This is a genomic window from Collimonas sp. GW821-FHT07E08 (assembly GCF_059418905.1).
Map to the genome: position 1 here is coordinate 427,565 of NZ_JBWKQR010000001.1, position 13,640 is coordinate 441,204.

The 13,640-nt window shown below is 60.8% G+C and carries 10 protein-coding genes; 5 read left to right on the plus strand and 5 right to left on the minus strand.

The genetic code is table 11. The annotated features are described in order from the left end of the window. Window positions 1-9: 9 nt before the first annotated feature. Together AC07RZ_RS01905 and AC07RZ_RS01910 are read right to left on the minus strand one after the other, a co-directional pair. Entirely contained in the window at window positions 10-1,506 is a 1,497-nt protein-coding gene (locus AC07RZ_RS01905; RefSeq protein WP_494666688.1) for a carbohydrate-binding protein, read from the minus strand. A 333-nt stretch (window positions 1,507-1,839) separates the two neighbouring features. Further along, window positions 1,840-1,992 carry a hypothetical protein gene (locus tag AC07RZ_RS01910; protein WP_175500835.1) on the minus strand — a complete coding sequence of 51 codons (153 nt, stop codon included), beginning with the start codon at window positions 1,990-1,992 and terminating at the stop codon, window positions 1,840-1,842. Here AC07RZ_RS01910 and AC07RZ_RS01915 point away from each other — a divergent pair. Both AC07RZ_RS01915 and AC07RZ_RS01920 read left to right on the plus strand, forming a co-directional pair. After that, window positions 1,983-3,230, plus strand: a complete 1,248-nt coding sequence (locus AC07RZ_RS01915; protein WP_494666689.1) for a PQQ-dependent sugar dehydrogenase — start codon at window positions 1,983-1,985, stop codon at window positions 3,228-3,230. The two genes, AC07RZ_RS01910 and AC07RZ_RS01915, sit on opposite strands and share 10 nt — an antisense overlap. Window positions 3,231-3,638: 408 nt before the next feature. Further along, window positions 3,639-7,457: a M48 family metallopeptidase gene (locus tag AC07RZ_RS01920; RefSeq protein ID WP_494666690.1), complete on the plus strand. Its 3,819-nt coding sequence runs from the start codon at window positions 3,639-3,641 to the stop codon at window positions 7,455-7,457. A gap of 69 nt (window positions 7,458-7,526) precedes the next feature. Here the strand turns inward: AC07RZ_RS01920 and AC07RZ_RS01925 are convergent, their stop codons facing one another. Both AC07RZ_RS01925 and AC07RZ_RS01930 read right to left on the minus strand, forming a co-directional pair. Next, the gene (locus AC07RZ_RS01925) at window positions 7,527-8,360 is read right to left on the minus strand and encodes a pirin family protein (protein ID WP_494666691.1); all 834 of its coding nucleotides are present in this window, start codon (window positions 8,358-8,360) and stop codon (window positions 7,527-7,529) included. Between the two features lie 68 nt (window positions 8,361-8,428). Next, window positions 8,429-9,004 carry an NADPH-dependent FMN reductase gene (locus AC07RZ_RS01930; protein ID WP_494666692.1) on the minus strand — a complete coding sequence of 192 codons (576 nt, stop codon included), beginning with the start codon at window positions 9,002-9,004 and terminating at the stop codon, window positions 8,429-8,431. 187 nt (window positions 9,005-9,191) lie between these two features. On the opposite strand from AC07RZ_RS01930, the gene AC07RZ_RS01935 reads away from it, so the two are divergent. Further along, the gene (locus tag AC07RZ_RS01935) at window positions 9,192-9,578 is read left to right on the plus strand and encodes a winged helix-turn-helix transcriptional regulator (protein WP_342827922.1); all 387 of its coding nucleotides are present in this window, start codon (window positions 9,192-9,194) and stop codon (window positions 9,576-9,578) included. 138 nt (window positions 9,579-9,716) lie between these two features. Here AC07RZ_RS01935 and AC07RZ_RS01940 read toward each other — a convergent pair whose 3' ends face one another. Then, entirely contained in the window at window positions 9,717-10,640 is a 924-nt protein-coding gene (locus tag AC07RZ_RS01940) for an alpha/beta fold hydrolase (RefSeq protein ID WP_494666693.1), read from the minus strand. Window positions 10,641-10,825: 185 nt separating this feature from the next. Between AC07RZ_RS01940 and AC07RZ_RS01945 the strand changes: the two genes are divergently transcribed. Both AC07RZ_RS01945 and AC07RZ_RS01950 read left to right on the plus strand, forming a co-directional pair. Further along, window positions 10,826-11,269 (plus strand): winged helix-turn-helix transcriptional regulator, encoded by a 444-nt coding sequence (locus AC07RZ_RS01945; RefSeq protein ID WP_494666694.1) that lies wholly within the window; start codon window positions 10,826-10,828, stop codon window positions 11,267-11,269. 762 nt (window positions 11,270-12,031) lie between these two features. Next, window positions 12,032-13,621 (plus strand): hypothetical protein, encoded by a 1,590-nt coding sequence (locus tag AC07RZ_RS01950; protein WP_342827924.1) that lies wholly within the window; start codon window positions 12,032-12,034, stop codon window positions 13,619-13,621. The last annotated feature ends 19 nt before the right edge of the window (window positions 13,622-13,640 follow it).

Genomic DNA, 13,640 nt, shown 5'->3' on the forward strand with positions numbered 1-13,640 from the left:
GCCTCGGGGTTACAGCTGGACGTTGGTGGTGGCGTTGAACCTGGTGTTCAGGCTGGTTTCCAGGTTGCCGATAGCCCCTTCCAGGACGGTGAAGATTTGCGCGCGGTTGGCGGCGTTGCTCAAGTCCAGCGTGGCGCCGGCAGCGACTCCGGCCGTGGCCAGCGCGCTGTTGAACGCAGCCTGCGCCTGCGCCGCCGAAATATAGGCCGACTGGCCGGCGCTGTTCACATACGCCAGGGTCTGGAATACATTGGAGAACACGGTTCCCAGCGCCGGGATGGCGAAGGCGACGTGGTTGGCCGGCGTCGCGAAGGTAGTGGCGCTGGTGGTCGGGACCGGGTTGTCATACAGCTGGTCGAGGTAATAGCGCACCTGATACGGATACTGCTTGTAGGTGTCGGTCGCGCCCCATACCGAACTGTAGGCGTTGACGCTGGCCACCGTCGCCGCCGTGGCGATTGCCGCCAGCTTGCTGTAGCTGGTCATCAGCGTGCCGTAGAAACCTTGGTTGTAGGCGACGTTCAGCAGCACGTCCAGGAAATTGTCCGGCAGCTTGGTGAAGTTGGCCAGCGCGTTGTCGTAATCCGGCTGCCATGGCGTGGTCCAGCCGCCCGCGCCTTTGCCGGTAACGATCAGGGCGACAAAATCGTTGTAGTGGAAATAGGCGGTCAGCATCGGCCCGTAGTACTTGTTGTTGAACGATGGCGGCGTCGGCTTGCTGTACTGCTGGGCCGCGTTGGCCATGGTGTAGCCGATGTTTTTCTGGAGCGCGACGTAGTTGATCAGCGAATGGCCGGCCGGCGCGTAGGAACCGGACACCATGTCGGCAGCGTAATTGTTGATCTGGTACGGACCGCCCTGGCCGGTGCCCATCACCGCCTGCTGGTCGGGAGACGGATCGATCAAGTTGCCGCTGCTGACGTACAGGCCGGTCGCTATGTTTTCCTGCAGCAGCTGGCCCAGGATCGAGCCGTACAGGTAGTCTTTCTGGAACTGCATGCCGGGATAATATTGCTTCAGCAGGTGGCCATACATGACGCCGGCGATGATGTTCGACATGATCAGGTCGTTGTAGTTGCCGCCGTCCAGCAGCAGCTGGTCCTGCGCCGAGCCGGCACCCAGCAGCAGGTGGAAATTGATGGTTCCGGTGGTGGCCCCTGGAGGAGGCGGCGTGACAGGCGGCGGCGTCACCGGCGGCGCCGAGTCGCCGCAGGCGCCGGCCGAAGTCCACGGTTTTCCGCTGCCGGCCGGGCCGCTGTCGGTGGATGGGTTATTCCCCTGTGTCCACCAGTTGGCGGTGTAATTGACGTTGCTGTAGCTGGCGCTGTTGCCGCCGGTGTAGACGGCGCTGGCAACCCACGCGGCGGCGCAGGCCGGGGCGCTGGCCTTGGCTGAAACCTGCTGCAGGCTTGCACTGGCAACGCCAGGCGAACCGCCGTCGCTGCAGGCGGCCAGCATGGCGCCGGCCAGGCTCAGCAACAAGGTGTTGGATAGCGTTGTTCTCATGTCTCTCTCCTCGAACAATGGATGATGCAAGAGGAGCGAGCCAAAGATCAGCGTGCGCGCACTCCCTAAGCTGTGGCTGAGGATGCGGCTGCGAAAAATGAGCGTCAAGTGGTTTAAAAATTCTCGCGGCGGCACCATACCACTTCAAGATCTGTGTGATTCCAGCCGGGCAAGCGTTTTGGTTTTACATCGCAGGCAGAATCCCCCTGCATCCATATATTTCCATGTGGAAATAATATTCGGGAAGAATGGGCCGGCGCCAAACGGCGGCATTCGCGGCCTGTCCGGCCCGGGCCCAGTACAGACGGGGACATACCACTTGCGCCGACGGCATCATGTGGTCTTAGCCGGCATGACGGTTCTTTCATCTTTTTTGCCGGCCCGGCCGCGGGCAGGCAAAGCAATGATCGACGCCGGAATGTGGCAATATCGCGGATATTTATCCGTGACGTGATCAATTACTGAAAGCCACAGCCATGCGACCATTACCTTTCCTGTGCAAGGTGTCTTGCGCGGTGTTCATGCTTGTGTGCGGGACCGTTAGCGGGACCGCAAGCGGGAGCACTTCCGCACAAAGCACTTACCAGGCCTCGGGCGACTGCGCCGGTCTTCCGCGCCTCGACCTCAAGGTTGCCAAGGGCATGTGCATGGGGCTGGTTGCCGAACACCTTGGTTTCGTGCGCGGCGTCGCTGCCATCGGCCAGGATATCTATGTGCTGGACATGGGCGGCTGGGCCAGCAACCGCGGCCGCCTGCTGCGCCTGAACCTGAAGCAGGGCGGCAAGCCGGAAGTGTTGCTGAGCAAGCTCAACATGCCCAACGCAATCATCGCGACGCCGGACAAACGGCTGCTGGTCAGCATGCTCGGCCGCATCGTGCGCATCGATCCCGCGGCCAAGGATATTGCCGCCAGCATGCAAGATGCAGTGACCAACCTGCCTGGCACTGGCCGCCATCCGCTGACAGCGATGGTGCTGGGTGCCGACGGCTCGCTGTACATCAATGTCGGCTCGGCTACCGACAATTGCGAGATCAAGCCAGACCAGCCCGGCAAGGCGGCTTTCCCTTGTCCCGAGATAGGCGAGACGCCGCCGCGCGCCAGCGTGCTGCACGCCAGGCTGCCGGCGACCGGGGCGGCGCTCGACGCCCGCACCATACCGGTCCATGCGCGCGGCTTGCGCAACAGCATGGCGCTGGCGCTCAGCCCGGACGGCACGCTGATCGCCGCCACCAATTCGCGCGACAACATCACCGTCGCCGATGCCAGCCTGCCTGACGCCGAACTGCCGCACGACACCTTGAGCTGGCTGGCCGCAGGCGCCGATTACGGTTGGCCGTATTGCTTCGACCAGCTCAGGGCCAGCCCCGAATATCCGAAGTTCGACTGCAGCAAGAAGACCGCCCCCGGCCGCCTGTTGCCGCCGCATGCGGCGCCGCTCGGCATGCTGCTCTACAGCGGCAAGACCATGCCGGCGCTGGCCGGCCGCCTGGTCATCGGCTATCACGGCTATCGCGCCGCCGGCCACAGGCTGGTCAGCCTGGCTCTGGATTCATCATATAAGCCGGTGGGTGAGCCGAAGGAGCTGGTGTCGGGCTGGAATTTCCTGGCCGGTAAACATCCGATGGGCGCGCCGGTGGGACTGGCGACGCTGGATGACGGCAGCGTGGTGATTACGGAAGACAGGAACGGCACGCTGGTGCGGCTGGCTGCCGATACACGCTAGCCTGTGCAGGCGGCGTGGTTCTGATCCGGCTGAGGCCGCCGGCTTAATTTGTCGTGCTGGGTTTACCGATATGTGAGGAGATTCTAGCCATCCCATGCTATCTGCATGGTGACAAAGCTATTGACGAATCTACTCACATATCGATACAGCCGCATGTGAGCCTGGAACAGAGCTTAACGGAACAATATGACAGGCGTTTGACATTGGATGCGGTTCCTCGCATGCCGGGCGCCGAGACCCGGGAACTGCCCTGAGAATGATGTTGCCACAGTGCAAAGTCATGATAATATTTCAACGAGCGAGCCGGCCGTTTTTCAATAACGTATCCGATTCTCGTGAATCTTATCGACAGGGTGGACTGACAGGCGCCGCTATCAGAGCGCTACGTCCGCAAAACAAGGGGAGCGGATGGAAAACATATATCCGGCAGGTCCGGCGAGCGTGCCGGGTGATCTTGCCAAACCAACCAAGGCATACAAGAATCGGGCATGGCTAGCGGTCGGCTGCCTTGCGTTGTTCATTGCGCTGTATTTTTTCCTCGCCGGCTGGTTCGGGCTTACCGCCTACCGGCTTATCGGAAATGCGGTGACGAATGGCAGGAATGCGTTCTGGAGTTTCGTCGCCGGGGCATGCGCTGCGTTCCTCGCCATCTTCATGCTCAAGGCGCTTTTCTTTACCAGGCAGATCGTCAAGACTGACGATCCCGAAGTCACGCCTGAACAGCAGCCTCGCCTGTTCGAGTTCCTCTACCGGCTTGCCGACGAAGCAGGCGCGCCGCGTCCGCACCGGGTGTTCTTGTCGGCGCGGGTGAACGCCGCTGTCTTCTACGACTTGTCCATCCTCAACCTGATCTTCCCCTCGAAGAAAAACCTCGAAATCGGGCTGGCGTTGGTGAATGTGCTGTCGCTGGGCGAACTCAAGGCGGTATGCGCCCACGAATTCGGCCACTTTGCCCAGCGCTCGATGGCGGTGGGGCGATGGGTATACACGGCGCAGCAGATCGCCGCGCAAATCGTTGCCAGGCGCGACGCCCTCGACAGTTTCCTGGCAGGCTTGTCGCGCGTCGATTTCCGCATTGCGTGGATCGGCTGGGTGCTGGGAGTGATCGTGTGGTCGATCCGCTCGGTGATCGACGTCGGATTTCGCGGCGTAGTGCTGGCGCAGCGCGCGCTTGCGCGTGAAATGGAAATGCAAGCCGACCTGGTGGCCGTTTCACTGACCGGCAGCGATACGCTGATACACGCCCTGCATCGGCTGGGAGCGGCCGACGACGCCTGGGACCGGGCCGTCCGGTTCGCGCATTCCGAGGCGGCCGGCAAGCGCGTCGTCAAGGATGTGTTTGCGATCCAGTCGAACATCATCGAACAGTTCGCTCGGGTGCTGGACGATCCGTTTTATGGAAAATATCCGCCGCTGCCGGCCGATAACGCGCCGGCGCATCGCGTGTTCAAGGCCGATTTCGCGCTGCCTCCAAGCATGTGGGCGACCCATCCGCTGAACTACGAGCGGGAAGAAAATGCCAAGCGCAATTATGTGCCGGCCGCGTCCGATGACCGCAGTGCGTGGACCATCTTCGAGGATGCGCAATCCTTGCGCGAACAAGCCTCGGCGCGTATGGCAGGTGCGCAAGAGGATGAGCCCGCGCCGATCGAGGCATCCCTGGCCAGGTTGGGCGAGCAGTATTCCCGCGAATATTTCAACCGCGCTTACCGCGGCGTCTACCTAGGCCGCTCGGTGACGCGCGAGGCCAGGCACGCGAGTGATCTGTTCGATTTGCAGCGTGAGGCAGATGCGAGCGAGCTGCAATCGCTCTATCCTGAATCGCTGGGGCAAGACCTGGAGCAGTTGCGCAACCTTGAAAAGGAAGTGCTGCTGCTGGAATCTTTGCAAAGCAAGGCGTTCGTGCCGGCCGACGGCGTGATTCGTTACCGCGGACGGCAACTGCGCCGCAGCGAGCTGCCGCAAGCCATAGAAGAATCGCGGCGGGAAGCGACCCAGGCGCGGGACAAGATCTGCGCCCATGACCGCCTGTGCCGCACCCTGCACCTTGCCGCAGCCCGCAAACTCGGGCACGGCTGGGAGGAGTACCTCGCAGGATTGATCACCTTGCTGCACTACGCAGACCACACCGATGCCTGCCTGCGCGACGCCCAGGCGGCATTGCGGCAAGTCATCTCGGTCGAGACCTCAGGCGGCGTGCGCCAGGTGGGCAACGATGGTGCCGACCGCATCGTGCGGGTGGCGAGCGAACTGTACCAGCTCGTCGCGCGAGTATATGAAGATGCGGCTGCCGTCGTGTTCGATGCCTCGTTCGCGCCGCGCCTTGGCGCAGAATCGTTTGCAGGCGCGCTTGGCGAACTCGGGCTGAGGCCGCCGCATCGGGAGAATATCAATGATTGGCTGCGGGTCGTAGACGGCTGGCTGAACCAGACGCTGGGGGCGTTGGTTGCCTTGTCCTCGTGCACGCTGGAGAGGCTGCTGCAGAGCGAAGCGGCGGTTGCCGGATGGGCGCGGACAAATGCCGAGCCTGAGGAAGCGCCGGCGCCTGTCCAGGCGCCCAAGGATTGCGCCACGCTGATTCCCGGCAGTGAACGGGCGCGGACAATCAAGGCCGGATGGTGGCAGCGTTTTCAATCGGCGCAGGGGTGGGGGCATGGGCTGGCGCGTTTTGCCGTTGCCGGAGGGATCATCGGCGCCGTGCTGCTGACGGGCTCATCGCTGGCCTTGCCCGACATTGCAATCTACAACGGACTCGGGCGTTCCGTGCGAGTCAGCATCGGCGACCACTCTGTCAGCGTTCCTGCATTTTCATCAAGCAAGATCGAAGCTTCCCGCGCCAGCAGCTACCATGTCGAAGCGCACGATGAGCAGGGGCACCTGATCGAAAGCTTCGAGGGCGATATAAGCAATGCCCAGTCGGGCGCGTTCTACAATGTTGCAGCCGCCAGCCCGCTGATCCAATGGACCGCGGCGTATGGCGGTTACCAGGCGCCGCCGCCGGAAAGCATAGGGGTTACGCGCTGGGGACATTCGACAGCCGACGTAGTGTTCGAAGAACCGCCGAGTTCGATCAAGAGTAAAGGCGGCGGCATGCGCACCGTGCTGAGCGGCGCCGGCGACATGGCGCCAGCGCAAACCCTGAGCTGGGTGCCGCACGCAGACATTGCAAAAACAATCGCAACCCGCGCGCGCTGGAGCAATCCCCACGATCCTTATCTCATGCATTGGCTAAGCCTTGCAGCGGCGCAGCCTGGTTTTGACGGCATCTTGCGGCAGCGCATGGCGGATGATCCTCGCGACATCGTCGCCTTGCGCATGCTGCAGGACAGTATCGCCCCGGCCGCGCGCGCAAGTTTCTGCGCGCAGCAGGCTTCGCTCTCCGCCGCAGCGCCTGACAACCCGGACCTGCGTTACATCGCCCTGCGCTGCATGCCGGATTCCGACGCCAAGAACGCTGGATTCGACGAAGGCCATCGGCGCTGGCCCGGCCATGGCTGGTTCGCCTACGCAGTGGGATATACCGCCGAGGAGAAAGGCAACTGGGCGGACGCCAGCACGGCAAAGATGCTGGCGGCAAAAAACGAGCCGGCGCTGAGAGACGTCATCAGCGTTGATATTGCACGCCTGAGGCGCATGCAATCGGGCAATCCGCGGGCCGATATAGCCGACCTGGCGCGCAGCTCGACGAGCGTGCGCACCATGCTGGCGCTGGAGACCGGCGAGGGCATCAGCGGCAATGCGATGGCTGCCTATCACGAGCTGGCGCTTGGGCACATGGAAAGCGCGGTATCGAAAGCCAAAGGCAGCGAACATGAGGCGCGCGTGCTGCGCCTTGCTGCCGCCAGCAGCGGTGCGCCCCGGGCTTTGGTGGCGCAGGCGCTTGCCTTGCCTCTGCTTGATACGGATACCGATGAGGCCAGCATATTCTCGGCGATGGCGCTAGCAATCCGCGCAGGGAAAGATGTCAGCCAGTATCGCGGCGCACTCAGCCGCCTGGAGCAGAGCCGCAAGAATGCCGGCCTTGAGGAGCGCATGCTGCGTTTTGCGGATGCGCTGCGCGACGGCAAGGTCGCGCAAGCCCAGGGACAGCTGGACGGCTTGCCGATGGAACTGCGCGCAACCGCTTACGCCATGGGCGTCACGGTCCTCGGAGAGCGCGCCCCCGCTGACTGGAAGCTGGGAGCGCGCTGCATGCTGTTTGCCTCCGAGCGTCCTTATTTCGGATGACGGCAATACGCTAGCCGAAGATTTTCCGGAGCCGGCAAAATGCACTTGCCGGCTCCGGCTGCCTGGCTTTTAGCCCTGCCTGGCGCGGATTTCCTCTATGCGCGCCTCGCCGTTGTTTAGCGCAGCGGGCGTTGTATGCACCGAGTAGTAGCCGAGGACGAGATCGTGCCGGTGCGGCGCCGCCGAGCCGACGACGAATTCGGTATCGGTCAGGGCCTCGAACTCCACCGCTTGATCCGACATGTCGAACGCTGCGAAATCGCCATGCCGCAGTTCGTCGGGAACCGCTACGGCGCCCGCTGCGACAGCGGTCCACAGGACAGTGTGGCCGGCCGGCGGCTGGTAACGCCAGCGCTCGCCGGCTTTCAGGCGCACCGCCAGGTAGTTGATCGGCGACGGCGCGGGAATCGCGCTCGATGCGGCGCCATGGCTGCCGAGCAGCACGCGCGCAGGACCATGCGCCGGCACGTCTGCGGCTGCCTGGTAGATGCTTATGGTGGGCCCCAGTTCCAGCTCCGGCGGCAGCGCTATCCATAGCTGGAAGCCGCGCGTCCGGCCCGGCTTGTCGAGCCCGCCGCCGTGCCACATGCCGCGCCCGGCCTGCATCCATTCGACGCCGCCGGCGGCCAGCGCGCCGCTGGAGCCGTCCGGGTCTATATAGCTGACGGCGCCTTCCGCGATGTAAGTCAGGGTAGCGATGCCGGAATGGGGATGCAAGCCGAGCTTGAAAGGCGGGCCTTCGTAGTCGAACAGGTCGAGGAACACGAACGGCTTGATGAGCTGGCCCAGGTCGGACGGGCTGACCAGGCGTGTGATGGGGCCGTGCGCCCGTCCCCGGGTACGTTTTGCAATCTGGCGCACAGCGACAGGTGCGGTTTCGGGGTAAGTAGCAGAGAGAGACATTTTCTATCCTCGCAATTGTGGGTTATGTGCTGGCGGGCGCAGCAGCGTTGCCGCGCGCGTTCTCGCGATCAGCCGCGCGCAGTCTTCAGGGCGGCGGTCCACCACAGCAGGTCGTCGATCATTTTGCCGGCGGGTTCCGCCAGTCCGGCCAGGCCGGCGTCGACATCGCCGCCCTGGAAATGCGCCCAAAGGACGGCGGCAGGGATGTGCACCGAAGTGCGGACCGGGGCCAGCTGCAATTCAACCGCGGTCTCGCGCAACTGCTGGACGCTGCGTATGCCGGCGGTGCCGCCGTAGCTTACGAATGCCGCCGCTTTGCGGTTCCACTCCGGATAAACCCAGTCGATGGCGTTCTTGAGCACGGCTGAAGTGCCGTAGTTGTATTCAGGCGTGACGAACACGAAACCGTCGGACTGCGCGATGGCGGTGGTCCATTTCTGGACCACTGCGTCCGGATACGGCGCGCGGCCCGGCATGGCCGGCGGCGCCGGCTGGTCGAAGAAAGGCATCGGGAAGTCGCGCAGGTCCAGCAGCCGTGCTTCGACGCCGTCGCGCTGCCTGAGGTGGTCTGCAATCCAGTGTGCAGGTTTTTCGGAAAAGCGGCCTTCGCGGGTGCTGCCGATGATGACGGAAATGATAGTCATGTAATGCTCCTTGCTGATAGTTGGGAAAGACAGCCTGCCTGCACCTTCAGGCGCTGGCGCGGGCCGTTCCTAGTCCATTGCCTCATGCTTGGTAAAGAAGCTAGACTTGGTATAAAACTGTTACCTGGACTATTGTAGGTACTGGTGATACGCTTCACAAGAAGGCACATGACTGATACCGGAGCACATGCAAGTGACTGTCAAACTACCCGATCACAAGAGCGAAGATTGCCGCGCCATCAGTTCCGTACTGGCGCGCGTCGGCGATAAATGGAGCGTGCTGATCATCGTCCTGCTCGGCGACGGGCCAAAACGTTTCAATGAAATCAAGCGTGCCGTGGGCGGCATTTCGCAAAGGATGCTCACGCTTACGCTGCGCGGACTGGAACGGGACGGACTGGTGACGCGGACGCAGTTCCCGACGATCCCGCCGCGCGTCGACTACGAGCTGACCGATCTCGGACGTTCCCTATGGAGCGCGGTCGAGCCGCTTGGCGTGTGGGCGCGAAGCCATGTGGGGCACATCACCAAGGCGCGTGCCGGGTTTGATGAAAAGGCCGATTTGCAGGAATAGGAATAGCTTGAGGCTGGCCGGGCCGCCTGCCGCAGGCCCATGCTCGCATATATATGCCCGTACAAACGCAAAAGCGCAAACAAGGACTGCGGCCGCCAGCGCCGCAGTGAACCAGCCCGGCCAGCCTATGCCAGGGAATCAGCCGGTTTGCCGGAGGAACTGCAGGATTAGTGCGGCAATCTCGTCCGGCGCATCCTCCAGGCAGTAATGGCCGACGCCAGCCAGCCGATGGATTGGGGCCGCCGGAAACAGTTCGCTGAATAACGGGAGGAAATGTTCCGCTTGGAGCGTGCGGTCCGCGGTTCCCCAGATGGCGAGCGCCGGTTTGGCGCGGATGGCAAGGCCGGCAGCTGCGCCTGGCGTTTCGAAGCGGTGCATGCCAGTGGCGAAACCTTTGGCCCAGCCGATCACGCCGAGGCAGTCGGCCGGATTGGCGAAGCGTGATCCGTAGGCGGACAGCCAGGTGTCGGTGATCAGCGCGTGGTTCTCGAAGCCGTTCAGCTTCAGCGTGCTCAAGATGTTGAAGCCGAGCTGGCCCAATACCGGTTCCAGGCTGCCGTCCTGTCCGGCTTTCGCGATCCACTGGAACCAGGGCGAGGCGCCGGCATTCGCGGTCAGCCGCTCGAAAAGATCGGCCTGGCCGAACGGGACCGGGCCATTGGCCGAGACCACGCGCAGGATGCGGCCTGGATGCCTGGCAGCCAGGCCCATGCCGACCGGGCCGCCGAAATCGTGCATTACGAGGGTGATATTGCGCAAGTCGAGCGCGAGGACCAGACGTTCCAGGTTGTCGATGTGATTCTGCAGCCAGTAGCTGCGGTGCTGCGGCGTCGCGCTCTTGCCGAAACCCATGTGGTCGGGGACGATCACGCGGTGGGCGCCGCTCAGCACTGGAACCAGGTGGCGGAACAGGTAACCCCAGGTCGGTTCGCCGTGAAGGCAGAGCACCACGTCAGCTTCGCGCGGGCCCTCGTCGACATAGTGCATCTGGAAACCGGGAGCATCGGTGAAGTGTGGTGCGAACGGGAAGCTGCCGTTGAAAGTGTCGTCGGGACGGGTCATGGGGAATTTCTTTCAAAGTCGTTGGCGAGAGGAGTTCAACAAGCTGTTTCAAATGAGACCATTGGAATCTCCGCAGGCATTGGTTTCATATTGAAACCATTTGATTTATATCAGACATGGTTTTATTATGCAACCATAAAATTCGCGCATGTTTATGCGTTACTGCCTACCGAGAGGGATACACAATGGTCAAGCGGACCAGCCACAAAGAGGCCAGCTGCCCGGTCGCGAGGCCGCTGGATGCGATCGGCGACTGGTGGTCGTTGCTCATCGTCCGCGATGCTTTCGACGGCTTGCGCCGCTTTGGCGAATTCCAGAAAAACCTGGGCCTGGCAAAGAACATCCTGTCTGCCCGGCTGCGTAACCTGGTGGAGCACGGCATTCTGGAAACCGTGCCGGCGTCCGACGGCAGCGCTTACCAGGAGTACGTGCTGACCGAGAAAGGGCAGGGACTTTTTCCGCTGCTGGTGGCCTTGCGGCAATGGGGGGAGGATTATTTCTTCGATCCTGGCGAAGCCCATGTGAGCCTGGTCGATGTCAAGCGCGGGCAGCCGGTCCGCAGGCTGGAGCTGCGGTCGCATGATGGGCGGCTATTGGGACCGGAGGATACGGTGGTGAAAATCTCCTGAACGAGAGAGTTGTTGGATTGCGCTGAATCCTGACCCTCATTTTGTATCGAATACTGACCCATTCCTAATGACGACTTCTGCGTCATATGGAGATTGATTGGGTCTTGCCCGGTTCCATTGCTTGCGAAGTTGACCCTATCCAGTTGATCCGGTCGCCACTGCCGCGCAAATGCAGCAGCGCGATCATGCGATCCCTCAAAGCCCAGCGCACATAGGTCCGCATGGATCTGTTTTAAGCCGCGGCGCTGCTTCCGATATTTGGCCGCTTCAGTTCTAAGCCGGGATGAAAGTTTGAAGGCGTACTGATCAAGAGCGCCGGGAGTGCGTCGATCCGGATAAGCGGACTCTATGACCTCAGGGCGTAGATAGCGATAACAAGACAAGAGCGAGCTTGCGATTTGATTGCCACCGGCGCCTCGCTGTCACCGAGCTTGCGCCAGCTGTCGCATGGTCTCTTTTTATTGTCACGGAAAGGTGTGTAAAGAAGCTGTGTAAAGCAGTCGTGTAAAGAAAATGGTGATGTGTAAAATTATCGATGGCTTTACACAGATGTGATGGAAATTCAGCTAAATCAGTAGCTTTTTTGCTTGGCATGATGCTTGCGAATAAGGCTATCAGTGGAGGAAGAATCGATCGTCGATATGCAGCAATGACGACCGGCACTTTCACCCTGCATCAGGTGCGGCGCGTGTGACGGATTTAGAAAATCGCTTACGGCCGACATCTATTTGAACTATCACTTTATCTGGAGCCAATACCATCATGCCTACGTATCGCGTCAACATTGCTCGCCCAAGCACCAAGCCTCCCTTTTACGACTGGCCTCAAACAGTTGTTGCACCGTCTCCTGATGTAGCAAAAGGATATGCTTACGCCAATTGGGTGAACAGCCATCCAAACCCGGCGGCGCCGCCACTATCGCAGTGCCGCGTTTCGGTTACCCTGAGTAACGCCATGCTCCTGGCGGATGTATCGTCCGTGTCACCGATGCAGCAAGCATTTATCGACGGCATCGAGTCGCAGGTCACCAAGTTCTTGTCGACTCAGCTCGACGGTACATTCAGCATGATTAACTATCCGTCGGGTTTCAACTACGGCATTACTTACGGTAGCAACGCTTACTATAACCGGGCCACGCTGCAAGACATCGACACCCTGCTGGGTGTGGCAAGCAATGGTCAGCCAGAGCTCACCGGTGCTGGTTTTTCCAATCTGTATGCGCAGATCATGGGTGCCGTCACGTTCTCATTCTGCCAGCAAGACCTTGCTACGATGGGAAAACAGGATACCGCTGCGAGCGGACAGATAGCGTCCATCCTGACCGAGTTTGAAAATCTTCAAGGCGTATATACCAGCCCATTGCCTTTTGGCGGCAAACTGCAGGATATATTTAACCAGATGAATAAGGCGTATGGCAGCATCGCCAACATACCAGACTCGCTAAATGCCTTGCGCAATGCGATCGCTGCATACAAGAGCCTCGCCGGTGACAGCTATGCCATGCACAATCGTTACTATGCCGCCACCGCGCGCATTGCTGCCGTTGTTGCCAACGTCACTACGCCATCTCAGGCTAACGGCGGCATGCAGGTTAACAGTTCTAGCTATTACGTTGGCTTCACGCCGAATAAATTGCCTACTGCGAATCAATTGATTGCGGGTTTGAATACAGCTGGCAATGCGGTTAGTGTGGCAATCAGCATAAGTGATTTCAGTTCCGACAGCTCGCAGTTGAGCATTTCGGGTGGCACCAGCTTCACTATTCCTATCGCCGATATTCTGGATATTGCGGTCAGTGGCAGCGCCGCATACGATATGTCGCGTTACACCTCGTCGTCGTCCACCGTCACCATGAATATCACCTATCCGGGCGTGACTTTGTTTGCGTCGATTCCGAGTGTACTGTCGACCGACAACACCACAGGTTGGTATGCGGACGACATCTTGCAGGAAGTGGCAACCAAGACTGGGCAAGAAGCGACGGGCTACCAGTTGCAAGGTAGCGAGTTCGATGTGACCCAATTATTTGGACAGGGGAAAACCTTCTCGCGCCTCAAAACCTTCGTCATTAGCCAGCAACCGACCATCAGCATGACGTTTACCGGCGCCAAGGCCAGTGTGATCACCAGCGATTTGCAGGTGAATGCTTCAGTACAACTTAAATTGTTCGGCATGTTCGATCTCGGCGGTGCCTCCGGCTCTTATTCGGTACAAAAAGTCGATTCGAGCTCGTCGTCAGGATCGGTCACTGTCACGTTTGGACCGCCGGTGATCAGCGGCACGACTCCGATCCAGCAGCAACTGGCTTATGTTCTGGGCGGAGTAGCTTCTTATCCGCCGTCGAACGTGTAATTGCTATCGATACTGCTCA